We start from the raw sequence: 25,479 nt of genomic DNA on the forward strand, positions 1-25,479 counted from the left end.
AGGAGCCTTTTGATGTCGAATGACCAGACCCCCAACCAGTACGCCATGCAGAATCCGCTGACCCAGTATCCCCAGCCGCCGTTTCCTAGACAGGAACAGGCCGAGCCCGGACTGGACATGAAGATGAACCCTCCACCCGATCATGGCGAGAAAACCTATCGCGGTTTTGGCCGGCTGGCCGGCCGCAAGGCACTGATCACCGGCGGGGATTCGGGCATTGGCCGCGCGGTGGCGATCGCCTTTGCGCGCGAAGGCGCCGATGTGGCGATCAACTATCTGCCTGAAGAAGAACCCGATGCGAAAGAGGTCGTGCAGCTGATCGAAGAAGCCGGTCGCAAGGCATTCCCCTTGCCGGGCGACCTGACCAGCGAATCGTTCTGCAAGTCGCTGATCGCCAATGCCAGCAAGGCGCTGGGCGGGCTCGACATTCTGGTGAACGTGGGCGGCAAGCAGCTGACGCAAGAGTCGATCGAAGACATCACCACCGAGCAGTTCGACGCCACCTTCAAGACGAATGTGTATGCGCTGTTCTGGCTGTGCAAGGCGGCCGTGCCGCTGATGCCGCCGGGTGCGACCATCGTCAATACGGCGTCGATCCAGTCCTATCAGCCGTCGGGCGGCCTGCTGGATTACGCATCAACCAAGGCGGCCATCGTCGGCTTTACCAAGGCACTGGCCGAGCAGATGGCGCCCAAGGGCATTCGTGTGAACGCCGTGGCCCCGGGTCCGTTCTGGACGGTGTTGCAACCGACAGGTGGCCAGCCGCCAGAGAAGGTCGTGCACTTTGGTGAACAGCTGCCATTGAAGCGTCCGGGTCAGCCGGCGGAATTGGCGCCGGTGTATGTGCTGCTGGCGTCGCAGGAATCGAGCTTCACCACGGGCGAGGTGTATGGCGTGACAGGCGGCAAGCCCACGCCGTGACGAGCCAGGTCCGGAGGCACGTGCACGGTCTCGTCCGTGGCGCGGGTTATCCGGACCTCTGGAGCTCTCTTCATGTAGCGCTCTACACCTCTAGAAGTCTCCCGGCGCCATGCCAACCTGTCGCGCAATGTCCTTGCGCGACAGCGTGCCGCCCGCCAGCAGCATCTGCGCACGATCGGTACGCAGGCCGCGCAGCACTTCGCTTGGCGCCACCCCAAACTGCGCCTTGAATTTGCGCTGAAAGGTGCGGCGCGACATGGCGCATTCGTCCGACATGTCGTCCACGTGCCAGTCCCGCGCCAGGTCCGCTTCCATCTTGTCGATGAGTGCCCGGAAGGGCGCACTGGCGCGATCCTGCAGGCGCAGCGTCTGGCTGTATTGGCGTTGATCGCCGGATCGGCGCAGGTAGACCACCAGCCGCCGCGCCACGCGCTGCGCGATCAGTTCGCCGCAGTCACGTTCAATCAGGCCCAGCGCCAGGTCGATGCCAGCCGTGACACCTGCTGCTGTCCAATACTTGCCGCTCTCACAAAAGATGCGTTCGTCTGCCACGTCCAGCTGCGGGTAGTCGCGGCGCAGGCGGTCGGCCGTGCGCCAGTGCGTGGTGACGGATTGCCCATCGAGCACGCCCGCCGCCGCAAGCAGGAACGCACCCGAACATACGCTGCAGGTGCGCTGTGACCTGGTGTTCTGATGCCGAAGCCAGCGTGTAAAAGCGGAGTCGCGTGAGGCGGCATGCACGCCTGCACCCCCGGGCACCACAACGGTGTGGAACGCGGTGGCTGACGACGCGTCCAGCGTGTGATCAACCAGGATCCGCAGGCCGCCGTCAGTCGTCGAAGCCGTGTCTGCCAGGCCGCAGGTACTGAGTGCATATCGGACATGACCGAGCTCGTCATTGGCGGTGGCGAAGGCCTGCCACGGCCCGCTCAGGTCAATCGGCTGGAAGCCGTCGAACACCAGGAACGCCACGCTGATTGGCGCGTTTTCACTGTTTTTTGGCGCGCCTGTCATGGGTCGTCCTTCTATCGTCTGGGCTTCATACGGAGGATGTCATGCACGTCAATTTTCTATTATTCCCTGACCTGACTCAACTGGACCTGACCGGCCCGTTCGAGGTGCTGGCCCGCGCGCCGGGCTTTACGATCGACTTCGTGTCCCCGACCCTGGACCCGGTGCGGTCCGACCGCGGACTGGTGATGATGCCCACCACCACGTTCGACACGGCGCGGCCGTGCGACGTGCTGGTCGTGCCCGGCGGCCCGGGCACGGACGACTGCCTGACCGATGCGCGGTGGGTGTCCTTTACCGCGCAGCAGGCCGCCACCGCCGCGTATGTGATCGGCGTGTGCACCGGGTCCTTGCTGCTGGGTGCGGCGGGGCTGTTGAAGGGCAAGCGTGCCGCGTGCCACTGGCAGGCCCGCGATTTCCTGACGGCCTTCGGCGCCATCCCAGATGCGTCGCGCACGTGTATCGACGGCAATATCTTCACATCGGGCGGCGTGACATCGGGGATCGACATGGCCTTGCTGGCAGTCGGCAAGATGATTGACGAAGACACCGCGCGGCAGATCCAGCTGCAGATCGAATACGACCCCGAACCGCCCTTCGAAGGCGGCACGCCATCCACATCGCCGCCGTACATCGTGCAGCGCTGCCTGGATGCCACGCGGCAGCGTTACGCGATTCGCAAGCAGGCCGTGGAACAGGCAGCGTCGCGGCTGGCGGCGGCGTGAACGGGCGGTCCGGAGTGCCAGCGTGCGCAGCCGTGAGCCGGCGACTGGCAGTGCCTCCCCCTTTGCCTGGCCAAAGGCCTGCGCCTGCGCGCCTGCTTGGCCTTGCCGGTGGCCTGACCGTCCTGCTGGCCACCCTCGCCCTGACCGCCCCAGCCGCCCTGGCCGCCTACCCGGAACGCCCGGTCACGCTCATCGTCCCCTATGCAGCGGGCGGGCCGATGGACAAGCTGGCACGGCAGGTGGCCGCGCAGCTCAACCCCCTGTTGAAGCAGACCGTGGTGGTGGTGAACCAGGGCGGCGCCGGGGGCAATATCGGCACGGCGGCGGCCAAACGTGCCGCGCCTGACGGCTACACCCTGCTGCTGGACCATGTGCACATGGCGACGGCGCCGAGCCTGTACCGCAAACTTGACGTGGATCCGGTCAACGACTTCGAGCCCCTGGGCGTGATTGCCGAATCGCCCTTGGTATTGATCGCCAGGCCCGACGTGCCTGCCGCCAGCCTGGGCGACCTGCTGCGCTGGATGGCGCGGCAGCCACAGGTGACCCTGGCCAATGCCGGCGTGGGATCGGCGTCGCATTTATGCGGCCTGCTGCTGCAGAACGCCTTGAAGATCCGGATGACCACCGTGCCCTATCGCGGCACGGGTCCAGCCATGATCGATATGCTGAGCGGGCAGGTCGACCTGATGTGTGACCTGACCGCCAATGCCCTGCCGCAGATCCAGGCTGCCAAGGTGCAGGCCGTGGCATTGACGGTGGACGATCCATTGACGGGTACGCCGCTCGCGCACGTCCCGTCATTGCGATCGTTCGGTATCGATCAGACGCCCATCACGATCTGGTATGGCCTGTATGCGCCGCGCGGCACGTCCAGCGCCGTCGTGCAGACCGTGTCGTCCGCGCTTCGCGGCGTAGTGGCGTCGCCGGCGTTCCGGCAGCAGCAGCAAGACGCGGGCATCCGCCCGGTCGACGACAATCGGCTGACACCGCAGGGCCATCGCCAATATCTGCACACGGAAATCCGGCGATGGGCTGATCCTATCAAGGCGGCGGCGGTGTACGCCGACTGACGCGTCCGCTTCCTGCCCCGGCATGTTTCTGGCTGGCAACCGGACACCTGTCGTGACAGGTGCCGCCTTGCAGGGAGATCAGGATGTTCGGCCTTACCGCATTGGAGCTGGCGCGGATCCAGTTCGGATTCACCATCTCGTTCCACATCATCTTTCCGGCGATCACCATCGGGCTGGCCAGTTATCTGGCGGTGCTGGAGGGCTGCTGGCTCAAGACGCGCCGCGCCATCTATCGCGACCTGTATCACTTCTGGCTCAAGATCTTTGCGGTCAATTTTGGCATGGGCGTCGTGTCGGGCCTGGTCATGTCCTACCAGTTCGGCACCAACTGGAGCTACTTTTCCACCTTTGCCGGCAGCGTCACGGGACCGCTGCTGGCGTATGAAGTGCTGACCGCGTTCTTTCTGGAAGCGGGCTTCCTGGGCGTCATGCTGTTCGGCTGGAGCCGGGTGGGGCCGGGCCTGCATTTCTTTTCGACGCTCATGGTGGCGGTCGGCACCCTGATCTCGATGACGTGGATCATCTCGTCGAACAGCTGGATGCAGACGCCGCAGGGCCACGCCATCATCGACGGGCGCATCGTGCCGCAGGACTGGCTGGCGATCATTTTCAACCCGTCGTTTCCGTACCGGCTGGCGCACATGGGCGTGGCGGCGTTCCTGGCCACGGCGTTGATGGTGGGTGCATCGGGCGCGTGGCATCTGCTCAAGGGCAATGACACCAAGGCCGTCCGCAAGATGCTGTCGATGGCCATGTGGATGGCGCTGATCGTGGCGCCCGTGCAGGCGATGATCGGTGACATGCATGGATTGAACACGCTCAAACATCAGCCGGCCAAGATCGCGGCGATCGAGGGGCATTGGGAAAAGTCGCCGCCAGGGGAGGGCGTGCCGCTGATCCTGTTCGGCCTGCCGGACATGGAACGCGAAGTGACCCGCTACGCCGTCGAGATTCCCAAGCTGGGCAGCCTGATCCTGACGCACAGCCTGACGGGCGATCTGCCCACGCTCAAGGAATTCGCGAAAGAAGACCGGCCCAATTCCACGGTGGTGTTCTGGTCGTTCCGGATCATGGTCGGACTGGGTCTGCTCATGATCCTGCTCGGGCTGTGCAGCGCGTGGTTGCGCTGGCGCGGGCGGCTGTACACGTCGCGCGGATTTCAGCGCTTCGCGGTGGCGATGGGGCCGGCGGGCATCGTGGCGATCCTGGCAGGCTGGTACACGACCGAGATCGGCCGCCAGCCCTGGGTGGTGTATGGCGTGATGCGCACGGCCGATGCGGTGTCGAAGCACGACGCAATCCAGATGAGCATGACGCTGGGCCTGTTCGTGGTGGTGTATCTGGTGGTGTTCGGCGCGGGCACGGCCTTTGTGTTGCGGCTGATCGGCAAAGGGCCGTCTGCGTTCGACGGCGCGCAACCGCCGCTGGGCGGGCCGGGCGAAGAACGCCAGCAGATGCGGCCGCTGTCCGCCGCCGCGGATGACAGCCCTTCCACGCACACTACCGGGAGCTGACGCCATGGGTATCGACCTTGCGCTGATCTGGGCGCTGATCATCGTTTTCGGCGTGATGATGTATGTGGTGATGGATGGCTTCGATCTGGGCATCGGCCTGCTGTTTCCCTTCATGCCGGATCGTCATGACCGCGACGTGATGATGAACACGGTGGCGCCGGTGTGGGACGGCAACGAGACCTGGCTGGTGCTGGGCGGCGCGGGCCTGCTGGCCGCGTTTCCGCTGGCCTATGCGGTCGTGCTGAGCGCGCTGTACCTGCCGATCATCCTGATGCTGATCGGCCTGGTGTTCCGCGGCGTGGCCTTTGAATTCCGCTTCAAGGCGAGCGACCATCGGCGGCATTTCTGGGACAAGGCCTTCATTGGCGGATCCCTGCTGGCCACCTTCTTTCAGGGCGTGACGCTGGGCGCGTACATCAACGGCATTCCGGTCAGGGACGATGCCTTTGCAGGCGGGGCCTACGACTGGCTGACCCCGTTCAGCCTGTTCACGGGCGTGGCGTTGATCGCCGCGTATGCCTTGCTGGGCAGTACCTGGCTGGTCATGAAAACGGAAGGCGATTTGCAGGCGCGCATGCGCAGGCTGACGCGCGTGGCGGCGTTGGCGGTGTTTGGTTTCGTGGTGGTGATCAGCATCTGGACGCCGCTGGCCCATTCGGCAATCGCCGAACGCTGGTTCACCCTGCCCAATCTGTTCTGGTTCGCGCCCGTGCCGATTCTGGTGGCGGTGGCGCTGGTATCGCTGTTGCGGTCTTTGCGCACCGAATCCCATGCGCGCCCGTTCGTGTCGGCGCTGGCCTTGGTGTTCCTGGGGTACACGGGGCTGGGGATCAGCCTGTGGCCCAACGCGATTCCCCCCTCGATCACGATCTGGCAGGCCGCATCACCGCCGCAAAGCATGGGCTTTGCGCTGGTGGGTGCGCTGCTGATCATTCCGGTGATTCTGGCCTACACGGCCTGGAGCTATTACGTGTTCCGCGGCAAGGTGCGGCACGGCGAGGGGTACCACTGATGAGATGGTGGAAACGCATCGGCTGGCTGCTGCTGATCTGGGTGGGCAGCGTCGCGGCGCTGGGCCTGGTGGCCTGGCTGTTCCGGCTGCTGATGCGCTCGGCGGGCATGATGCCGCCGGGCGCATGAAGCGTCCTTTACGGCTGCACGTCGAACACGATGATCTGGTTGCGATCCGTTGCCGAATCGGCCGTCGGGAAGTTGTCATCCGCAACGATCACCAGCGAGTCGTGACCATTGGGCAGTTTCGGGCCGAAGGTCATGCCTTCCAGGTTGGCGATGCCGCCCAGCTGGGTCTTGAGCGTTTCAAAGTCCAGCACCAGGCGTTTGGTCAAGGGCGTGTAGGCCGCGCCTGCCAATGACGTGGTGTTCAGTACATTGCTGGCCTTGCCGATGTCCACTTCATACAGGCGGATCTGGTTGCCGGTCACGCCCACCGAAAAGCTGCGTTCCAGCACCAGGAAACGCGTGTTGGTGATGGCCAGGATTTCGGTGGCGCCACTGACCGAGAACTGATCGGCGGGCACGGGGGCGACCTGCACCTTGTCGACCGGGTAGACGTATTGCGACACCGCCACACCCGCGGCGCGGTTGAACACGGTCAGGCGGGCCAGGGCGCCGGCCGTGACCGCCGGCGCCGGGCCGTCTTCGAACAACGGGCCTTCCATCATCACGGCCGCGCTCAATGAATCGGGGGTGAAGGCCAGCCCTTCGAACGCCAGGTTGCCGCGCGGGCCTTTGTCGGTGCGCGACATCTGGAACATGCCGGGCAGGGTGTACTCGCGAACATGCGTGCCGTCGGGCCGGATCTCGCGAACGAACGGGTTGATCAAACGCTCGGCCGTCGTGCCGCTGGCCAGGGTGCGATCGCCTTCGCTGGTCCACACATAGTTGCCGCTGACCGGGTCGACGCGGACCGATTCGGGATCGGCCACCAGCGGGTCGGGCACTTTCGGGTAGACCGCGCCGCCGGGCTGCTTCATGGTGAACGTCGACTGCATCTGCACCGCCGAGAAGGTCGTGGCGTCGAAGGTCAGCGTGCCGGTGTACATGCGGGGCGGCGTGGGCGAATCGGTGGTGGTGCGGTCATCCGAGATGAACACGTAGCGCTGGCGCGCCGCGTCGTAGTCGATGCCCGACAGCCCGCCCACCACGGTGCCCTGGAACTCGCCGCGGCGCGGCAGCACCTGCTGGCCAATCAGCTTGAGCGAACCCACGCTGCGTTCCGGGTTGCTGTCGTCGTCATCACTGCCGCAGCCGGCAAGGACCAGCAGGGGGAAGACGGTACAGAGCAGGACGGCGCGGGGCAGGCGAAAAGACATGATTGGGCGTGGCGCAAGAAGGGGGAAGAGGCGCCAGCCTAGGCTTCGCGAGTGACCGGACCGTGACAGCGGTCCCACAAACGACAACGCCCCGGTCCAAAGACCGGGGCGTTGCGTTATCCAGGCACCCGAAGTCGTGTCGGCTTACGCCGCCAATCCTTCCTTGGGCTGTGCCAACACCAGCTGGCGATGCACTTCCCGCAGCACCACCGGGTCGTCCAGCAACCGGACTTTTTCCGGCTCGGGCAGGGTTTCCGGACCTCGTTCCAGCGCGCGGGCAACGCGGGCCGCCCGGCTTTGCGCCAGCAGCGCCGTTGGAATGTGCCGGCCCGTCGCCATCGCGGCCGACAGGGCATTCACTTCCGGATCGTGCAGCGCATCGGCAAAGCCCGGACTGGGCAAGGACGTGTTGTTCTGCTGCGTGTAGGTCTTGGTATGGACCAGTTCCACGGGCGGATGGGTTTCTTCCGGGATCTGGAACAGGCGGTTGCGGTACGCGGCCTTGCCCAGCGCCACGCGGCTCGACAGCACCGACAGCGGAATCGCCAACACCAGCGACAACAGGATCGGGATCATCCACCACAGGAAGTTCGGATTCAGCCAGGCCACCAGCGCGCCCCAGCACAGGCCCAGCAAGGTCTGCAAACCGTGGCGGCGGGAAGCTTCACCCCACGACGTCTGGTTGTTGTCGCGCTTGGGCGAGTTCCACTGCACCGCCATGCCCAGGAATGCCGCCACCACGAAACGCGTGTGGAAGACCATGCGGATGGGCGCCAGCAGCATCGAGAACAGCACTTCCCACAGCATGCTCCAGAACAGCTTCACGCCACCGCCGTATTCTTTCGCGCCCTTGGCCCAGACCAGCAGCACACTGAGGATCTTCGGAAAGAACAGCAGCACGGCCGTGGTCGAGAACAGCGCAATGGCTTCTTCGGGATGCCACTGCGGCCATACCGGGAACAGCTGATGCGGCGCCACGAAGTATTGCGGTTCGGTCAGCGTGTGCACCGCCAGCAGCGCCGTCGACAAGGCCAGGAACAGGAACCATAGCGGCGCCGACAGGTAGGACATGACGCCGGTCAGGAACACCGCGCGGTGCACGGGGTGCATGCCCTTGACCAGGAACAGGCGGAAGTTCATCAGGTTGCCCTGGCACCACCGCTGGTCGCGCTGCAGTTCGTCCAGCAGATTGGGCGGCAACTCTTCATAGCTGCCCGGCAAGTCGTAGGCAATCCACACGCCGTAGCCTGCCCGGCGCATCAGTGCCGCTTCGACAAAGTCGTGCGACAGGATGGCGCCCGCAAAGCTGCCCTTGCCCGGCAAGGGCGCCAGCGCGCAATGCTGGATGAAGGGTTCCAGGCGGATGATGGCGTTGTGGCCCCAGTAATGCGATTCGCCCAGCTGCCAGTAATGCAGGCCGGCCGTGAACAGCGGGCCGTAGATGCGGGTCGCGAATTGCTGCACCCGCGCATACAGGCTGTCCATGCCGGCGGCGCGCGGCGCGCTCTGGATGATGCCTGCTTCGGGGTTGGCGTCCATCAGCACCACGAGGCGCTTCAGGCATTCACCGCTCATCACGCTGTCTGCATCCAGCACCACCATGTACTGGTAGTTGGCGCCCCAGCGGCGGCAGAAGTCATCGATGTTGCCGCTCTTGCGTTTGACGCGGCGCCGGCGGCGGCGATAGAAGATCTTGCCAAAGCCGCCCACCGCCTTGCACAGTTCCACCCAGGCGCGCTGCTCGGCCACGCACGTGTCGGCCTTGTAGCTGTCGCTCAGGATAAAGAAGTCGAATTGTGCGAGTTCGCCCGATCGTTCCACCGATTCATAGGTGGCGCGCAGGCCCGCCATCACGCGGGCCACGTCTTCATTGCAGATGGGCATGACGATCGCGGTCCGGGTGGACTTGTTGATCGGAATGCCTTCGGCCGCCGTGCCGGAGATGCTGTAGCGGTCGCGTCCTATCATCAGCTGCAGGAAGCCCATCAGGGCGGTCCAGAAGCCGGCGGACACCCAGCAGAACAGCAACGCGAACAGGAACAGGATCGCGATTTCCAGGATCTGGCCGCCCTGGTAGGGCAGCACCGCCTTCATGTACCAGGTCGCGACCACCGTCTGCACGATGACGGCAATCAGCAGGCACATGCGGCGCGCGCGCCCGGCCGACTTCCAGCGCGGTTCCTGCGACTGGTCGCGGCCGGCCTTGGCCGCGCGGGCCTTGCCGCGCAGGCTGCGCCAGCCGCGCACCAGCGGGTTGGTGATCCAGGGCTCGGGCACCATCGAACTGCGATGCATCGGCGGCGTGGCGGCAATGCACGCTTCGCCGTCGGGCGCGACGTGCACCAGGCCCGCTGCGTCCATCTCCGGACCGTAGGCGCGTGCCAGCGCCTTGCGATCGTTCGGGACCGCGGCGCTGGCGCCGTCGTCAGGTAGCACGCTCATCATTCAGCCGTCTCGTTGGCGGGCAATTGATAGCTCCAGGTTTCCGATACCTGCGTCTGGCCATTGACCAGCGCAGCGCGCATCTCGACCGGTTTGGTGGGGTCCTTGACCTTCAGGCGCAGCGTCACGCGCCAGCCACCCGTGACCGGGTTGTGGCGCAGGCTGTTTTCCATCACGTCGGCATTGCCGTTGTTGGAAAAGCTGAGCGACACCGGCACCGGCGGATCATTCTTGCGGGCCGTCGCCGGCGCCGTGAAATCGATCATCAGCGCCAGGCTGCCATCGGCGCGGCGGATCAGGTCGGCGCCTTTCAGCTCGCCGGCCGACCGTAGGGTCTGGATCACGCGCGCCAGCTTTGGGTCCTGCAGCTTGGCTTCGTTGCGCGTGAAGCGCAGCGTGTAGTCCAGGTCCAGCGCCGCGCCCGGCTTGGGCTGGTTTTCAGGCACCCAGAACGCCACGATGTTGTCGTTGGTTTCGTCGGCGGTCGGGATCTCGATCAGCTCGACCCGGCCCTTGCCCCAATTGCCGCTCGGCTCGACCCACAAGGAAGGACGGGTTTCGTAGCGGTCATCGATATCTTCATAGCGGCTGAATTCGCGGCCGCGCTGCTGCAAGCCGAAGCCCTTCGGATTTTCCATTCCGAACGAACTGGTCGACAGGCGGCGTGGATTGTTCAGCGGACGCCACAGCCATTCGCCATTGCCGGCATGGAAGGCCAGGCCATCGGAATCATGCAGTTCGGACCGGAAGTTCGACGACGTGGTCGGCTGGTTCGATCCATACAGGAACATGCTGGCCATGGGCGCAATGCCGAGCTTGGCGACCGGCGCGCGCAGGTACACCCGCGACTTGACGTCCACCGTGGTGTCTTCGCCCGGATTGATCGTGAAGCGGAAAGCGCCCGTGGCGCGCGGCGAGTCCAGCAGCGCGTAGATCACGATGTGCTTGTCGGAATTGGCCGGACGGGACACCCAGAACTCGCGAAAGCGCGGAAATTCTTCGCCCGATGGCACCGCCGTATCGATGGCCAGACCGCGGGCCGAGATGCCATATTGCTGGCCCTTGCCGATCACGCGGAAATAGCTGGCGCCCAGGAACGAGGCGATCTCGTCGTCGGGCTTTTTCGAATTGTTGAGCGGGTACAGCACCTTGAAGCCGGCAAAGCCCAGGTTGTTGAGCGCCTTGGCGTCGGGCTTGCGCGGTCCGAAGTCGAAGTCGTTCGGGTCGTACTTGATCTCGCGGACGCCTTCGGCATCCACTTCATTGATCTTGATGGGCAGGTCGAAGTACATGCCCTGGTGATGGAACACGAGTTCGAAGGGCGACTTGTTGTCGGCCCAATGGTATTTCTCGCGCTTGAGCTGGATCTGCTGGTAGTCGGCGAACTTCAGGTCGCGCAACTCCCGCGGCAGGGCGCTGGTCGGAGCCTTGAACTTTTCATTGGAGAGCTCTTTGGCTCGCCGGGCGACATCATAGAAATTGAACGCGTGCGCAGATGTGGCACTCACGGCCCCGGAAACGGCCAACAGACCCACGATGAACGAACGGGTCAGTCGGGCGTACGCGCGATGGGCAATAGTGGAAGACTCAGTCACGGAACCTCTTAACGTCTGGCAATAGAAAGGTGTAAGGCTGGGCAAAGCTTTGGGGGATTTTAGAGGGCACGGCAAGATCCGATACCCCTTACTCTCACGCAAGTAATACGAGATGTTGCATCAGCAACGAGGTAAGTCGCCATTCACGGGCTGTTGCAGAACAGGCTTCGGCTAGCGCCCCAACGCGGTGCCTTCTCTGCGAGGGTCGGCCCCCGACTGCAACCCACCATCGGGCGTGATCGCGATGGCATGCACGCCACTGGGGAACTCATGCAAGGTTACATGATGACCACGCTTTTCCAGCGCGGGAATCAGCGAATCGAGCCCGGTAGCGGCTTCAAGTTCGGTCTCGCGGTTGCGGCTGCCCCGGTGCGGGAGCGATACCGCGGCCTGGATGTCGAGTCCCCAGTCCAGATTGGCGACGATGGTCTGGGCGACATAGTTGACGATGGCGCTGCCTCCGGGCGACCCGACCACCAGCCGCAGGCGGGGCGGCCGGCCATCGTTGGAAGGCGCCAGAACGATCGTGGGCGCCATGGTGCTGCGCGGCCGTTTGCCCGGCTCGACCCGGTTGGCCACGCGGCGGCCTTGCGGATCGGAAGGCGACAGCGAAAAATCGGTCAGCTCATTGTTGAGCAGAAATCCATCCACGAAGATCTTGCTGCCGAAGGCCTGTTCAATGGTCGAAGTCATGGCCACGGCATTGCCGTCGGCATCCACAATCGACAGATGGGTGGTCGACGGCAGTTCAGGCGTGTCGTCCAGCCCCAGGCGCACCAGGCCGCCGGGCACCGGGTCGCCAGGCGCGGCGCGTCCCATGGACCGGGTGGGGGAGATCAGCGCGGCGCGTTGCGCCAGATAGCCGGGCGCAATCATGGCGTCGACCGGCACGGGCTGGAAGGCCGGATCCGCCACGTACCGTTCGCGGTCGGCATAGGCCAGGCGCCCGGCCTCGCTGAATATGTGGACAGCGTCAACCGAATTGGGGGCCAGCCGGTCAATCGGCGTGTGGGCCAGGATGCCCAGCATCTGCGCAATGGCGATGCCGCCGGAGCTGGGCGGCGACGCGCCGCAGACCCGGTAGTGGCGGTAGGGCGCACAGACCGGTTCGCGTTCCAGCGCGGTGTAGGACGACAGGTCCTGGCGAGACAGGGTGCCTGGCACCGGGTGGCTGGCCACGGCGTCCACCATGCGGCCGGCCAGCGCGCCTATATAGAAGGCGTCGGCGCCGTGGGCGGCAATCGCGCGCAAGGTGGCGGCCAGGGCAGGGTTGCGCAGGCGGTCGCCCACCTGCAGCGGCGTGCCATCGGGGCGAAAGAAGTAGGCCCTGGCGGCCGGCTGGCGCGCCAGGGCGTCGCTGCCGGCGATCAGTCCGGCCAGGCGCGGCGTGACCAGAAAGCCGTCTTCAGCCATGGCGATCGCGGGCTGGAACAGGTCGGCCCAGGGCAGCTTGCCGTGCCGGCGATGCGCCAGTTCCAGCATGCGCAGCACACCCGGCACCCCGACCGACTTGCCGCTGTTGACGGCGTCAAAGAACGGCATGGGGCGGCCATTGCGCATAAAGAGGTCTTCATTGACCCGCGCGGGGGCCGTCTCGCGGCCGTCAAAGAATCGCACCGCGCCATCCTTGGCCGCATAGTGCAGCAGGAACGCGCCGCCGCCGATGCCCGACGATTGCGGCTCCACCAGGGTCAGCACCATTTGCGCCGCAATCGCCGCATCGACGGCACTGCCGCCGCGCCGCAGCGTCACGTAGGCGGCGTCGGTCGCCAGCGGGTGGGCGGTCGCGGCCATCAGGTGGCGCGCCGTCACCAGCGCCTTGGCGGTCACCCCGGTGGCGGCTTCGGGATTGGCGTCGACACTGGCGTCGGCCCACGCACTTTTCCCGCCGGCGCAAAGCGCCAGCGCGGTCAGCAGGGTCGCCAACAGCGATCGACAGGTCAGGGCAGGCATGGGATTCCGTTCGTGGGCGCGGCGCAGGCAAACCCCGGCGCAGGCAAAACCTTAACGCATTTTGATGAACGGGCAGATACACTCAGCGGCTGAACGGCGCCCCGGTCCCGGTGGCCGCCGACCTGACTGTGTCCCTGCCATGATCGCGCTGCTTCCCCGGGTCCTCATCATCGAGGACGACCTTACGATTTCGGCCAACCTGTGCGCCTTCATGGAAGCCAAGGGCTTTTCGGTGGATGTCGCGTATGACGGCGCGTCGGCGCTGTACCGGCTGGGCGCCGACAGCTTCGACGCGATCCTGCTCGATATCGGCTTGCCGGGCCTGGACGGCATTACCGTGCTGCGGCGCCTTCGCACGGAACTGCGGCTGGCCACGCCCGTGCTGCTGGTCACGGCGCGCGACGAACTGAGCGACAAGCTGGACGCCTTTTCGCACGGCGCCGACGATTACGTGACCAAGCCCTATGCACTGGCCGAAGTCGAAGCGCGGCTGCGGGCGCTGCTGAACCGGGCCAGCGGCGTGGTGGCCAACCCCGTGCGCGAATTCGGCCGACTGGCGTTTGACGCGCGGACGCGGTCGGTCAAAGTGGCGGGCAAACCCGTCAAGCTGACGCCCAAAGGCAGCCGCATCGTTGAAGTCCTGATCCGCGACCCGGGCCGGGTGGTGCCCCGCAGCGAACTGGAATCGGCCTTGTGGGGGGACGACGTGCCCGAACGCGACGCGCTGCGCAGCCAGATCCATCTGCTGCGCAAGGCGTTGGCCGACGCGGGCTTTGACGGGCTCGACACCGTGCATGGCGTGGGCTACCGGCTGGCCGATACGGCGGGGGACGCGTAATGGCACGGGTGGCCGGGGTCCCCGGCGTCGGCGTCACGGGCCGTCCGGGCGTGGCGCAGGGCAGCCGTTTTGGCCGCATGACCCTGAAGCAGCGGGTGACGTGGGCGCTGACCGGCGCCGTGGCCCTGTTCGTGGCGTTGCAGGCGGCGCTGGTCTACCTGGTGCTGGACGAACAGGAAGATGCGCTGGTCGACCAGATCGTGACGACCGAAGCCACGCGGCTGGTGCAGCGGCTGGCGCTGGGCGAAGTCGTGCCGCCCGCCAGTGGCCCGCTCGAACTCGGGCCGAGCCTGAAGGCCTGGGTGGCGCCGCCCGGGGGCACACATGACGAGATCCCCGAAAGCATCCAGGCCCTGGCGCCGGGGGCCTACCAGGTCAACCCCGATGAATCGGTGTGGCACGTGATCGTGACCGACTCGCCCTCGGGCCGCGTGTTCGTGCGCTACGACGCCACCGACAATGAAGAACGGGTGTATGAGTTCGGCGCGATCCTGCTGGGACTGTGGCTGGCCTGTTCGCTGGCCGGGTTCTGGCTGTCGCGATCGGTGGCCGGGTTGATCCTGCGGCCGATGATGGAAGTGACGGACCGCGTGTCGGGCTGGGCGCCGGGCGCGCCCGCGATCAAGGTGGATCGCGATGACGAAGCCGGCCGCCTGATCGAAGCCTTCAGCCGCGTGCAGGACCGGGTCGAACAATCCATTGCGCAGGAACGCGAGTTCTCGGCCAACCTGAGTCATGAAGTCCGCACGCCGCTCACATCGATCCGCACCGATGCCGAGATGGCTGCCCTGGACGCAGACGTCTCGCCACCGCTGCGCGACCGGCTATCGCGCATCATGCAGAACGTCGACGAGATCGGGTCGACCCTGGAAACCGCGCGCGCCATCAGCAGCGCCGAAGCCGGCCCCCGCACCCCGGTGGTCCTGGCCGAATGCCTGGACGACGCCTGGAGCGGCCTGAGCGAACGCGGGCAGCGCGCGGGCCTGGTGCTGGTGAACGAACTGCCGCCCACCGCCGTGGCGGAACTGGATCGGTATGGCCTGCTGATCGTGCTGCGCAACCTGATCCGCAACGCGATCGACCACGCGGCGCCGGCCACCTTGCGTGTCACGGCGCAAGGCAGCGGGCTGGTGGTGACGGACGATGGCCCCGGCATCGGGGCGCCCGATCTGCCCTTCGTGTTCGAACGCTACTACCGCGGGCGTTGGAAGGACCGGATGGAAACCGGGGCGCCCGAAGCGGCCGGCCGCGAACGCGGGCTGGGCCTGGCCATTGCCAAACGCGTGTGCGACACGCAAGGATGGAAGCTGACGGTCACGTCCAGCACCGAGGGCGACACGCACCATACGGCGTTTTCTTTGCAATTCGGTTGATGTCCGCCTGATTCGACGCAAATTCGACATGGCTTCAACGGGGATTCGACACCCGGGTCCGTAGTCTTGCTCCGGTCTGCTCTGGAGCAAGGAAGTCCCCATCGTGTCGTCCGTCAAAACCCTGCCGCCTGCCGCGGCCCTGCTGCCCGTCAGCGCGCCGCTGTCCTTGCGCAATGGGCGCCTGGCCCTGTTCGGCCTGGTGTGGCTGGCCTATCTGGCCACCTCGTTCATCACCCGCGTGGTGCTGTCGGCCGTCAGCCTGCATGACGGACTGGTCAGCTGGGCCATGCTGCCGCGCGCCTTTGCCATGGGCATGCTGCTCGATTCGGTCACTGGCCTCTATCTGTGCGGCGGTCTGGCCGTGTACCTGTGGCTCGCGCCGCGCCGCCTGTTCGCGTCGCGATTCGGACGCCGCCTGGTGTTCGCGGGCTTTGTCGTGACCATTGCCGCCTTCGTGTATCTGGTGGCCGCCGAGGTCTTCTTTTTTGACGAGTTCAACGCGCGCTTCAACTACACCGCCGTCGAATACCTGATCTACCCCACCGAAGTCTTCACCAATATCCGTGAATCCTATCCGGTCGGGCGTGCCTTGCTGACGGCGATATCGATCGGGCTGAGCGCGACCTTTCTGCTGCGCCATCGCATCCGCCAGGCCTTCCAGGATGACGCCGGCACCCTGCGCCTGCGCACGCTGGCCATGCTTGTCTTCGGCGTGCTGGTCGCGTTGTCGCTCGAAGGCCTGTCCTTGCAGAATGCGCAAGGCGCCAACACCAATCGCATCTCGGGCGAGCTGGCCGACAACGGTGTGTACTCGTTCTTCAGTGCACTGAAGAATGCCGACATCGACTACGACCGCTACTACGCCACCCTGTCGGACACCGATGCCGCGGTGCGCCTGCGTCGTCTCGTGCAGCAGTCCAACACGCAATTCCTGCCGCCGTCGGTCACGACCCATCCCCTGGCGCGCCAGGTCGACAACAGCGACCTGGGGCCGCCGCGCAAGCTGCACGTGATCGTGCTGCTGCAGGAATCGCTGGGCTCGGAATTTGTCGGCAGCCTGGGGGGCCGCGACCTGACGCCGAACGTGGATCGCATCGCGCGCGACGGCGTCAGCTTCACGCACCTGTATGCCAGCGGCACGCGCACCGTGCGCGGCATGGAAGCCCTGACCACCTCGCTCGCACCCGTGCCCCCCGAAGCCGTCGTCAAACGCAGCCACAACGAAGGCCTGTTCAACCTGTCGACCGTGGCCCGCCGCGCAGGCTATGCGCCCACCTTCATCTATGGCGGCTACGGCACCTTCGACAACATGAACGCGTTCTTTGGCGGTAACGGCTGGCGCGTGGTGGATCGGGTGGACATGCCCAAGCCCCGCTTTTCCAACATCTGGGGCATTGCCGACGAAGAACTGATGGACAACGCACTGGACGTGTTCGACCAGCAAGTCGCCCATGGCGAAAAGATCTTTTCGGTGGTGATGAGCACGTCCAACCACAAGCCCTTCACGTTCCCGGAAGGCATCGCGGGCGTGCAGGCCAAGGGCGGTGGCCGGGACGCCGGCGTGCGTTACGCCGACTACGCGATCGGCAAGTTCTACGACAAGCTCAAGACCCGGCCGTGGTATCGCGACACGGTGCTGGTGGTGACCGGCGATCACGGCGCGCGCGTCTATGGCCGCGCCCAGATCCCCGTGCCGACCTATTCGGTCCCGTTCATCGTGCACGCCCCGGCCTACCTTGCGCCCCAACGCGTGGACACCCTGGCCAGCCAGATCGACATCGGCCCGACCCTGCTGGGCATGCTGCATCTGTCCTACGAGTCACGCCTGCCCGGCCGCGACATCCTGCGCATGAAGCCGGAGGACGGCTACGCCGTGTTCAACCACAACCGCAACATTGCGATGCTGCGCGGCGATCAGATCGCGACCCTGGGCTTCGGCAAGACGGTGCAGACCGAGACCTACGACGCCGCATCAGGCGAGCTGCGCCCCGCCCCGCACAACCCCGTGCTGGAACAGGACGCGCAGGCCATGTTCCAGATGTCGTATGACCTGTTCGCGACGGGGCGGCAGCGGGAATAGGGGGGGGCGTCGCGAGCCGTCTTCCGCCCACGCCTTCTTACACCCGCGCCGGCATCCGCCCGGTAGCCCGGGCATACGCGAACAAGCCGCCCGCCGTCACGATGTCGGCCAGTTCGCCCACGGGTTCGGTCGGCACGTTGACGCCGCGCGCCTGCACCACGACACGGCCGTCATCCACATGCACTTCGACCTCGTCGCCCGTGCGCACCGTGTCGTTCAAGGCCGCCTGCGCGACCACGGGCAGGACCTCGCCCGTCGACACGCAATTGCGAAAGAAGATGCGCGCGAAGGACTGCGCCACCACGGCCTGGATGCCGGCCGACCCCAGCGCGATCACCGCGTGTTCGCGCGACGAGCCGCAGCCAAAGTTCGCGCCCGCGATGATGACCGTATAGGCACAGGCGCCGGTTGCCGGATCGACAAAGGGCAGGGCGTCGTCGGGCAGGCCGCACATGGCGAGCTTGCCGAGTTCGGCGTAGCCGTCGGGGGTGGACGGATTGATCTTGAGATACTCGGCCGTCAGGATCTGGTCGGTATCGATGTTGTCGCCAAGAACATAGGCGGTGCCGCGAATGACGTTGCGGCCGGCCGGGATAGTGGATGACATCAACGACTCCTCAAAGGGAAAAGGCGGGGGTGGAAGCCGACGCGGCAATGGCCGCGCCCAGATAGTCCGCCGGGTTGGCGATCCGCCCGCGAATGGCCGATGCGGCCACGGTGTACGGGGAGGCCAGGTAGACCTGCGCGCCCTTGTTGCCCATGCGTCCCACGAAGTTGCGGTTGGTGGTCGATATCACGCTGATCGCATCGTTGACGCGGCCAAAGGTATCCGACGGGCCGCCGCAGCACGCAGCGCAGCCGGTTTCCGACGACAGCAATACCCCCGCATCGATCAGGATGTCGTACACCGACTGCCCCGCGATATGCGTGCGGATCAGGCCGTGGAACACTTCTTTGGTGGCCGGGACGGCATAGGTCGGCACCGACACCGTGTGCCCGCGCAGCACGCGCGCGGCTTCCACGAAATCTTCCAGCTTGCCGCCGGTGCACGAGCCGATATAGGCCTGCGCAAGCGGCACGTCGAACAAGGTGTCCACATCCGTCACGTTGTCGGGGCAGTGCGGCTTTGCCACGCGCGGCTGCAGGGTGGTCACGTCGATATCGATCACCTGCGCGTAGATGGCGTCTGCATCGGGTTCCATCACTTCGAACGGGATGTCGGTGCGTTCTGCCAGGTAGGCCAGCGTGGCCGCATTGGGCACCATGATGCCGTTCTTGGCGCCGCATTCGACCACCATATTGCACAGCGTCATGCGTGATTCGACCGACATCGCATCGACCACCGCGCCGCCAAATTCCAGCGTCATGTAGGTCGCGCCTTCGATCGTCAATCGGCCGATCAACTCCAGGATCAGGTCCTTGGCCATGACGTGCGCGGGCATCATGCCGTGGTAATTCACGCGGATGGTTGCGGGCACCTTGAGCGGGATGGTGCCGGTGCCCAGCGCGAACGCCGCATCGGTGTTGCCCACGCCGATCGAGAACGTGCCGAACGCACCGCCCGTGACGGTATGCGAGTCGGTGCCCAACAGCACTTCGCCCGGCCGGTTGTGGCCGCCTTCAGCCAGCGCGATGTGGCAGACGCCCTTGTAGTCCTTGGTGCCCACGTCATAGAAATGTTTGATGCCCTGGGCCTGCGCAAAGGTGCGCATCAGGCGGATGTTCTGGTTGGCCAGGGGATCGGCCGTGTACACGAAGTGGTCGGGGATCATGATGAAGCGGTCGGCGTTCCACACCTTGGCGTCTTCGCCGAATTCCCGCTTGAACACGCCGACCACGCCGGGCATACAGGGGTCGTGCGACATCAGCACGTCCACCTTGGTCCACACCACGTCTCCGACCGCCACGTGATCGCGGCCACTGGCTTTTGCCAACACTTTCTGACTCAGTGTCTGTTGCATGTCTGCTCCTTGAACGATGGCGATCAAGATAGCAGCGGTCCTTCGTTTGGAAAACGATAACTGCTAGTATGGCGTGATTGTTTCCAGGAGCGAACAGTGAGTCCATTGGATCAGCTTGGTGCGATGGCGGTGTTCGCCCGCATCGTCGAGACCCTCAGCTATACGCAGGCGGCGGCGTCCCTGGGCGTCGCCAAATCGTCGGTCAGCAAGGACATCGCGCGGCTCGAAGCGTCGCTGGGCGTGGTGCTGCTTCGGCGCACCACCCGCAGGATCGACGTGACCGAGATCGGCCGCGCCTACTACGCCTACTGCGCGCGCGTGCTGGCCGAACAGAAAGGCGCCAACCAGTTCCTGCGGCAGACGACCGAAGAACCGGTGGGCAATCTGCGGGTAACCGCGCCCGTGACCTTCGGCAATCGCGCCGTCATGCCCGCCTTGTGCCGGTTCGTCGAACGGAATGCCCTCGTGCAGTCCGACCTGGAACTGACCGACCGCACGGTGGACCCGCAAGAAGCCGATCTGGATGTGGTGGTCGTCATCAGCCGCGACCCGCCCGACAACGCCGAATCCCGGATGCTGATGCCGATTGAGTGGGGCCTGTATGCAAGCCCCGCCTACCTGTCGCAGCATCCGCCCGTGCGGGTGCCCGACGACCTGCGGCGTCACGGCTTCCTGTCCTTCCGCGGCCCCGCCCACTCGCCGGCCCTGATGCTGCGCAAAGGCAAACGCGAAATCGAATTGCAGGTGCGCCACCTGCTGCGCGTCAATAACAGCACCGCCGTCATGCGCGGCACCACGTCGGGCCTCGGCGTCGGCTACCTGCCGCAATACGTCGCCAACGAAGCCGTGCACGCCGGCACGCTTACGCGCCTGCTGCCCGACTGGTCCTCCGAAACCCGCATCGCCTACGCCACCTACCTGGAAAGCCGCTACCTGCTGCCCCGCGTGCGGCTGTTCATCGATACCTTGGTGGAGTACTGCCAGGAGCATGGGCACGCGCTGCGCGGGACGTGATCACGCAGGCAAAAAAAGGCGCCGGATCGACGGCGCCTTGGCGACTTGCGGGGATGGGATTCAGGTTGCGCGCAGCTCGGCTTTCCCGCTTCGTGATACGGACATTCTTGTCCGTGCGCCGGGTGGCCGCTAGCCGAACCGGAAGCCATACTGACGGCCGCATAGATACTGTGGTCGGCGTCACGTGGCGTACTTCAAACCTGTCATCGTCGGGGAACGGGCCTTTGACCTCTCGCACCTGGACCCCTTTTCTCTGGTGTTCTTCAGTCGATTGGCAGGCCGTGAGTTGCGCGTGCATGTCACCTATTCCAACCATTGCTTTACTGAAAAATGGGATGAATCCAGGGACGCAAACAAGGACGCGCTGCCGGATGGAGGAGGACGCCAGCGCGTGTCGATTCGGGTGGACAACCCCACAGGTCCGTACCACGTATTTTTTGAGATTCGTCGGGCAGGCGTTGCCATGCGGTCGCGTCAGGATCTGAACCTGATCGTCGAAAGCGCCTATCCCCAAGACCGCCTGCGCCACGCACCGGTGCTCAAAGGGCACATGAATTTTCATCTGTTGTGCGGGAAGGTCTATCGCGAGGAGCGAGTTAGTACCCGCCGATGACGATACGAATAACCAAAGAAAAAGGCGCCGATAAAGGCGCCTTTCGTACTGCAGATCCGGACACCATTTGCAACCCGCCTTGCGCGAGTACAGCTTGCGCTGCTGGGGAACGCTCAATCTCATCCGGTCAGTCGTTCCGAAACTCCAATCTAAGCGAATCGACCAAGCGGGTCAAGCCTGCTCTGTCGCTCGATCATCCTTGCAGATTCCGCGCATGAAACGCCACGTGATCCTTTATGAACGTCGAGATGAAGTAGTACCCATGGTCGTACCCCTCGTGCCGCCGCAGTGTCAGCGGCTGGCCGGCCTGCTGGCAGGCGGCTTCGAAGGCGTCGGGGTACAGCTGCTCCGCCAGGAATTTGTCGGCCAGGCCCTGGTCCACCAGAATGCCTTGCGGGAACGGTGACTGCATCGTCGCCATCAGCGCGGTGGCGTCGTACCGTGCCCAGGCCGCGCGGTCCGGTCCCAGGTAATTGCCCAGGGCTTTGTGCCCCCAGGGGCACTGGCTGGGCGCGGCGATCGGTGCGAAAGCCGAAACCGACTTGAAGCGGCCGGGGTTGCGCAGCGCCAGGACCAGCGCGCCGTGGCCGCCCATCGAATGGCCGAAGATGCCCACGCGATCGGCGTCGCCGGGCAGCTCGGACGTGACGATGTCGAACAGTTCCTGCGTCACGTAGCTGTCCATCCGGTAATGGGTGGACCAGGGCGCCTGGGTGGCGTCGACATAAAAGCCGGCGCCCACGCCAAAGTCCCAGCTGTCCGCTTCGCCGGGCACGTTGGCGCCGCGCGGGCTGGTGTCGGGCGCGACCAGCATGATGCCGTGCTCGGCCGCGAATTGCTGCGCGCCGCCTTTGGTCATGAAGGTTTCTTCAGTACACGTCAGGCCGGCCAGGTAGAACAGCACGGGCACCTTGCCGGCCTCGGCGCCTTCGGGCACGAACACCGAGAACTTCATGGGCAGGCCGATCGCGGTCGACGCGTGCCGGTAGAAGCGCTGGTGTCCGCCAAAGCAGCGGTGTTCGTTCAGGAGTTCAAGCATGCGGGACTCCCCGGGCATCAATACAGCACCACGGACCGGATCGACTCGCCGCTCTTCATCAGGTCGAAGCCTTCGTTGATGCGTTCCAGGGGCAGGGTGTGCGTGATCAGGTCGTCGATGTTCAGCTTGCCGTCCATGTACCAGTCGACGATGGTGGGCACGTCGGTGCGGCCGCGTGCGCCGCCGAAGGCCGAGCCTTTCCATTCGCGGCCGGTCACCAGCTGGAACGGACGCGTGGCGATTTCTTCGCCGGCCGCGGCCACGCCGATGATGAAGGACTGGCCCCAACCCTTGTGGCAGCATTCCAGCGCCTGGCGCATCGTCTTGACGTTGCCGATGCATTCGAAGCTGTAGTCGGCGCCGCCGTCGGTCAGTTGCACGATGGCGTCGACCACGTTCTCGACCTTGGACGGGTTGATGAAGTCGGTCATGCCGAACTTGCGGGCCATGGCTTCGCGTTCGGGGTTCAGGTCGATGCCGATGATCTTGTTGGCGCCGACCATCTTGGCGCCCTGGATCACGTTGAGGCCGATGCCGCCCAGGCCGAACACGACCACGTTGGCGCCGGCTTCGACCTTGGCGCTGAACACCACGGCGCCCACGCCGGTGGTCACGCCGCAGCCGATGTAGCAGGCCTTGTCGAAGGGCGCGTCTTCACGAATCTTGGCCAGCGCGATTTCCGGGACCACGATGTAGTTCGAAAAGGTCGACGTGCCCATGTAATGGAAGATCGGCTTGCCATCCAGCGAAAAGCGCGAGGTGGCGTCGGGCATCAGGCCGCGGCCCTGCGTGCTGCGAATGGCCTGACACAGGTTGGTTTTGCGCGAAAGGCAAAACTTGCACTGGCGGCATTCGGGGGTGTAGAGCGGAATGACGTGATCGTCTTTCTTGACGGACGTGACGCCCGGGCCGGTTTCGAGCACGATGCCGGCGCCTTCGTGACCCAGGATGGACGGGAAGATGCCTTCCGGGTCGGCGCCCGACAGCGTGTAGTAATCGGTGTGGCAGATGCCGGTGGCCTTGATCTCGACCAGGACTTCGCCGGCACGCGGCCCTTCAAGGTCGACTTCTTCGATGGTCAGGGGGGATCCGGCTTTCCATGCGATGGCGGCTTTGGTCTTCATGCTGTGGCTCCTGGTCTGGGGTGCGCAAGGTCAATCCGCAAGTTTAGAGCATGCCACCCGGCGCGCCGATGCCCACAATGGCATGTCAACAAATAGGGCTCAACTTCGTGAGATTTATGCCGTCAATGTGAGGATCGCCTTCCAGTAGACCCTTTTCCACTATGCGCAACAATCAGCCGGTTACCGCGGTCGAACATTTTGTCGACGCCCATCGTCCCGTGGTGACGACCACCGACCTGACCGGGCGTATCACCTATGCGAACCCGGCCTTTATCGAAGTCAGCGGGTTCACGCGGGAAGAGCTGCTGGGGGAACACCACAACATCGTCCGCCACCCCGACATGCCGTCCGAAGCGTTTGCCGACATGTGGAACACGCTCAAGCGCGGACAGCCGTGGCGCGGCATGGTCAAGAACCGCAGCAAGGATGGCGGCTTCTATTGGGTCGAAGCGTACGCAACGCCCTTGCATGACAACGGCAAGCTGGTCGGCTACATGTCGGTCCGCAACGCGGCCGACCGTGCCGAGGTGGCGCGCGCGGCCGACCTGTATGCGGCGATCAAGCGTGGCGCGGCCCGTTTTCCGGTCACGCCGCGCCGCCGCTGGTGGCACGACCCGACGCCGTGGGGCGTGGGCGTGGCGGCGGCCACGATCGGCCTGTTCGCGGGCATGTACCTGGCGCCGCACTGGGGCTGGCTGGCGGGGGAAGCCGCCTTGCTGGCGGCGGGCGTGGCGCTGTGGCGCCGCCGGGTCAGCGGCCCGATCCGCCGCGCCGACCAGGCGCTGGATGCGATAGGCCAGGGCGTGCTGTCGATTGGCATCCAGGGCAAACATCAGTTCGACCTGCTGGGCCTGCCCATGCGGATCGAGTCCACGCGCATCCACTTGCGTTCGACCCTGTGCGACGTCCTGCAGGTGGCGGGCGCGGTGGAAGGCGGCGCGGATCGCGTGGGCCGCGAAATCGCGGCGATCAGCAGCGTGGTCGATGAACAGCGCGATCGCATCACCCGCATCGCGGCGGCTGTCGAAGAAATGAGCGTGGCGATTGCCGAAGCCTCGCAGCACACGGCCACGGCCCTGTCCTTGTCGGAATCGGCGCTGGGCGAGGTCGACACGGCCGAAGGCAAGATCGGCGATTCGGTGCGCGGCACGCATTCGGTGGCCGATGCCGTGGGCCGCACCAATCAGCAGATCGGGTCGCTGCATGCGCTGGTGTCGACCATTTCCGGGGTGACCCGGGCGATCAGCGAGATCGCCAGCCAGACCCGCCTGCTGTCCTTGAACGCCGCCATCGAAGCGGCGCGCGCGGGCGAAAACGGCCGCGGCTTTGGTGTGGTGGCCGAAGAAGTGCGGACGCTGTCGGACCGCACGGCAGGCAGCACGGACGACATTGGTCACGCACTCGAAGCCATCACGCGCTTTGCCACGGAAACGTCGCGGTCGATGGAAGAGGCCGTGGCGTCGGTCAAGAACAGTGGCGAACAGATCCGCGAAAGCGCGGGCTTTTTCGAACGGGTGCGCCAGTCGTCGTCGATGGTGGTGGAACGGTCGCGCGACATTTCCGACATGCTGCAGCAGCAGTCGGCCGCGTCGCAGGAAGTCGCCACCAGCATGGAAGGCATCTCGGGCGAGGTCGAACGCACGGCCGCCTCGGTATCGTCCTTGTCGACCGCCACCGATACGCTGCGCGGGTCCGTGCAGGACATGCGGCAACTGCTGGTCCGATACGAAGAATCCTTGACGGCGTAAACGACGGCGCGCTGATGCCTGACCCCGTCGCCCGGCCGCCACACCGCGGCGTGCATGCGCCGCGCGCCCAGCGGGCTGTCAGCCTCTCCCGGTATGCTCTGGGCTGGCATGTCGATGCAATA

General features: G+C 65.3%; 21 protein-coding genes. 12 read left to right on the forward strand and 9 right to left on the reverse strand.

Going from position 1 to position 25,479, the window contains the following annotated elements; genetic code table 11:
• Positions 1–12: 12 nt before the first annotated feature.
• The gene (locus tag HD883_RS21270; RefSeq protein ID WP_179589001.1) at positions 13–921 is read left to right on the forward strand and encodes an SDR family oxidoreductase; all 909 of its coding nucleotides are present in this window, start codon (positions 13–15) and stop codon (positions 919–921) included.
• Between the two features lie 90 nt (positions 922–1,011).
• Here HD883_RS21270 and HD883_RS21275 read toward each other — a convergent pair whose 3' ends face one another.
• The gene (locus HD883_RS21275; protein WP_218863547.1) at positions 1,012–1,935 is read right to left on the reverse strand and encodes a GlxA family transcriptional regulator; all 924 of its coding nucleotides are present in this window, start codon (positions 1,933–1,935) and stop codon (positions 1,012–1,014) included.
• A 41-nt stretch (positions 1,936–1,976) separates the two neighbouring features.
• On the opposite strand from HD883_RS21275, the gene HD883_RS21280 reads away from it, so the two are divergent.
• The 5 genes from HD883_RS21280 (at position 1,977) to HD883_RS21300 (ending at position 6,384) form a co-directional block, all read left to right on the forward strand.
• Positions 1,977–2,657, forward strand: coding sequence for a DJ-1/PfpI family protein (locus HD883_RS21280; RefSeq protein ID WP_179589002.1), 681 nt, complete (start codon positions 1,977–1,979; stop codon positions 2,655–2,657).
• A gap of 50 nt (positions 2,658–2,707) precedes the next feature.
• Complete coding sequence (locus HD883_RS21285; RefSeq protein ID WP_373563444.1) at positions 2,708–3,730, forward strand: tripartite tricarboxylate transporter substrate-binding protein; 1,023 nt, start codon at positions 2,708–2,710, stop codon at positions 3,728–3,730.
• An 83-nt stretch (positions 3,731–3,813) separates the two neighbouring features.
• Positions 3,814–5,244, forward strand: a complete 1,431-nt coding sequence (locus HD883_RS21290; protein WP_179589003.1) for a cytochrome ubiquinol oxidase subunit I — start codon at positions 3,814–3,816, stop codon at positions 5,242–5,244.
• Positions 5,245–5,248: 4 nt separating this feature from the next.
• Positions 5,249–6,256, forward strand: a complete 1,008-nt coding sequence (gene cydB / locus HD883_RS21295; RefSeq protein WP_179589004.1) for a cytochrome d ubiquinol oxidase subunit II — start codon at positions 5,249–5,251, stop codon at positions 6,254–6,256.
• Positions 6,256–6,384 (forward strand): DUF2474 domain-containing protein, encoded by a 129-nt coding sequence (locus HD883_RS21300; RefSeq protein ID WP_179589005.1) that lies wholly within the window; start codon positions 6,256–6,258, stop codon positions 6,382–6,384. The genes cydB and HD883_RS21300 overlap by 1 nt, the downstream gene beginning before the upstream one ends.
• An 8-nt stretch (positions 6,385–6,392) precedes the next feature.
• On the opposite strand, the gene HD883_RS21305 is transcribed toward HD883_RS21300, so the two are convergent.
• The 4 genes from HD883_RS21305 to ggt all read right to left on the reverse strand — a co-directional run bounded on the left by HD883_RS21305 (position 6,393) and on the right by ggt (position 13,558).
• The gene (locus tag HD883_RS21305; RefSeq protein WP_179589006.1) at positions 6,393–7,577 is read right to left on the reverse strand and encodes an esterase-like activity of phytase family protein; all 1,185 of its coding nucleotides are present in this window, start codon (positions 7,575–7,577) and stop codon (positions 6,393–6,395) included.
• Positions 7,578–7,721: 144 nt separating this feature from the next.
• Entirely contained in the window at positions 7,722–10,019 is a 2,298-nt protein-coding gene (mdoH, locus tag HD883_RS21310; protein ID WP_257022577.1) for a glucans biosynthesis glucosyltransferase MdoH, read from the reverse strand.
• Entirely contained in the window at positions 10,019–11,614 is a 1,596-nt protein-coding gene (locus HD883_RS21315) for a glucan biosynthesis protein G (protein ID WP_373563445.1), read from the reverse strand. Before HD883_RS21315 ends, mdoH begins: the two co-directional genes overlap by 1 nt.
• A gap of 171 nt (positions 11,615–11,785) precedes the next feature.
• A complete protein-coding gene (gene ggt / locus HD883_RS21320) occupies positions 11,786–13,558 on the reverse strand; it encodes a gamma-glutamyltransferase (RefSeq protein ID WP_179589729.1) in 1,773 nt (590 codons plus the stop codon).
• A gap of 148 nt (positions 13,559–13,706) precedes the next feature.
• Here ggt and HD883_RS21325 point away from each other — a divergent pair, with 148 nt between their 5' ends.
• The 3 genes from HD883_RS21325 (at position 13,707) to HD883_RS21335 (ending at position 17,858) form a co-directional block, all read left to right on the forward strand.
• Complete coding sequence (locus tag HD883_RS21325) at positions 13,707–14,405, forward strand: response regulator transcription factor (RefSeq protein WP_179589008.1); 699 nt, start codon at positions 13,707–13,709, stop codon at positions 14,403–14,405.
• Between the two features lie 77 nt (positions 14,406–14,482).
• Positions 14,483–15,778, forward strand: coding sequence for a sensor histidine kinase (locus HD883_RS21330; protein ID WP_179589731.1), 1,296 nt, complete (start codon positions 14,483–14,485; stop codon positions 15,776–15,778).
• Positions 15,779–15,881: 103 nt separating this feature from the next.
• Positions 15,882–17,858 carry an LTA synthase family protein gene (locus tag HD883_RS21335; RefSeq protein WP_179589009.1) on the forward strand — a complete coding sequence of 659 codons (1,977 nt, stop codon included), beginning with the start codon at positions 15,882–15,884 and terminating at the stop codon, positions 17,856–17,858.
• A 37-nt stretch (positions 17,859–17,895) separates the two neighbouring features.
• Here the strand turns inward: HD883_RS21335 and HD883_RS21340 are convergent, their stop codons facing one another.
• A complete protein-coding gene (locus HD883_RS21340; protein ID WP_179589010.1) occupies positions 17,896–18,465 on the reverse strand; it encodes a LeuD/DmdB family oxidoreductase small subunit in 570 nt (189 codons plus the stop codon).
• Positions 18,466–18,475: 10 nt separating this feature from the next.
• Positions 18,476–19,819 carry a 3-isopropylmalate dehydratase large subunit gene (locus tag HD883_RS21345; protein WP_179589011.1) on the reverse strand — a complete coding sequence of 448 codons (1,344 nt, stop codon included), beginning with the start codon at positions 19,817–19,819 and terminating at the stop codon, positions 18,476–18,478.
• Positions 19,820–19,915: 96 nt separating this feature from the next.
• On the opposite strand from HD883_RS21345, the gene HD883_RS21350 reads away from it, so the two are divergent.
• Together HD883_RS21350 and HD883_RS21355 are read left to right on the forward strand one after the other, a co-directional pair.
• The gene (locus HD883_RS21350; RefSeq protein ID WP_373563446.1) at positions 19,916–20,833 is read left to right on the forward strand and encodes a LysR family transcriptional regulator; all 918 of its coding nucleotides are present in this window, start codon (positions 19,916–19,918) and stop codon (positions 20,831–20,833) included.
• Positions 20,834–21,017: 184 nt separating this feature from the next.
• Positions 21,018–21,446 carry a hypothetical protein gene (locus tag HD883_RS21355; RefSeq protein ID WP_179589012.1) on the forward strand — a complete coding sequence of 143 codons (429 nt, stop codon included), beginning with the start codon at positions 21,018–21,020 and terminating at the stop codon, positions 21,444–21,446.
• A gap of 193 nt (positions 21,447–21,639) precedes the next feature.
• On the opposite strand, the gene fghA is transcribed toward HD883_RS21355, so the two are convergent.
• The gene (fghA, locus tag HD883_RS21360) at positions 21,640–22,485 is read right to left on the reverse strand and encodes an S-formylglutathione hydrolase (protein WP_179589013.1); all 846 of its coding nucleotides are present in this window, start codon (positions 22,483–22,485) and stop codon (positions 21,640–21,642) included.
• Between the two features lie 17 nt (positions 22,486–22,502).
• On the reverse strand, positions 22,503–23,609 hold the full coding sequence (locus HD883_RS21365; protein ID WP_179589014.1) for an S-(hydroxymethyl)glutathione dehydrogenase/class III alcohol dehydrogenase: 1,107 nt from the start codon (positions 23,607–23,609) through the stop codon (positions 22,503–22,505).
• Between the two features lie 161 nt (positions 23,610–23,770).
• On the opposite strand from HD883_RS21365, the gene HD883_RS21370 reads away from it, so the two are divergent.
• Complete coding sequence (locus tag HD883_RS21370) at positions 23,771–25,357, forward strand: methyl-accepting chemotaxis protein (protein WP_179589015.1); 1,587 nt, start codon at positions 23,771–23,773, stop codon at positions 25,355–25,357.
• The last annotated feature ends 122 nt before the right edge of the window (positions 25,358–25,479 follow it).

The organism is Pigmentiphaga litoralis (assembly GCF_013408655.1).
GTDB lineage: Bacteria > Pseudomonadota > Gammaproteobacteria > Burkholderiales > Burkholderiaceae_B > Pigmentiphaga > Pigmentiphaga litoralis_A.

Bases quoted from the DNA above. Each gene is read 5' to 3' on its own strand.
- HD883_RS21270 (WP_179589001.1), top strand. From the start codon at position 13: ATGTCGAATGACCAGACCCCCAACCAGTACGCCATGCAGAATCCGCTG.
- HD883_RS21275 (WP_218863547.1), bottom strand. From the start codon at position 1,935: ATGACAGGCGCGCCAAAAAACAGTGAAAACGCGCCAATCAGCGTGGCG.
- HD883_RS21280 (WP_179589002.1), top strand. From the start codon at position 1,977: ATGCACGTCAATTTTCTATTATTCCCTGACCTGACTCAACTGGACCTG.
- HD883_RS21290 (WP_179589003.1), top strand. From the start codon at position 3,814: ATGTTCGGCCTTACCGCATTGGAGCTGGCGCGGATCCAGTTCGGATTC.
- cydB (WP_179589004.1), top strand. From the start codon at position 5,249: ATGGGTATCGACCTTGCGCTGATCTGGGCGCTGATCATCGTTTTCGGC.
- HD883_RS21300 (WP_179589005.1), top strand. From the start codon at position 6,256: ATGAGATGGTGGAAACGCATCGGCTGGCTGCTGCTGATCTGGGTGGGC.
- HD883_RS21305 (WP_179589006.1), bottom strand. From the start codon at position 7,577: ATGTCTTTTCGCCTGCCCCGCGCCGTCCTGCTCTGTACCGTCTTCCCC.
- mdoH (WP_257022577.1), bottom strand. From the start codon at position 10,019: ATGAGCGTGCTACCTGACGACGGCGCCAGCGCCGCGGTCCCGAACGAT.
- HD883_RS21325 (WP_179589008.1), top strand. From the start codon at position 13,707: ATGATCGCGCTGCTTCCCCGGGTCCTCATCATCGAGGACGACCTTACG.
- HD883_RS21330 (WP_179589731.1), top strand. From the start codon at position 14,483: ATGACCCTGAAGCAGCGGGTGACGTGGGCGCTGACCGGCGCCGTGGCC.
- HD883_RS21340 (WP_179589010.1), bottom strand. From the start codon at position 18,465: ATGTCATCCACTATCCCGGCCGGCCGCAACGTCATTCGCGGCACCGCC.
- HD883_RS21345 (WP_179589011.1), bottom strand. From the start codon at position 19,819: ATGCAACAGACACTGAGTCAGAAAGTGTTGGCAAAAGCCAGTGGCCGC.
- fghA (WP_179589013.1), bottom strand. From the start codon at position 22,485: ATGCTTGAACTCCTGAACGAACACCGCTGCTTTGGCGGACACCAGCGC.
- HD883_RS21365 (WP_179589014.1), bottom strand. From the start codon at position 23,609: ATGAAGACCAAAGCCGCCATCGCATGGAAAGCCGGATCCCCCCTGACC.
- HD883_RS21370 (WP_179589015.1), top strand. From the start codon at position 23,771: ATGCGCAACAATCAGCCGGTTACCGCGGTCGAACATTTTGTCGACGCC.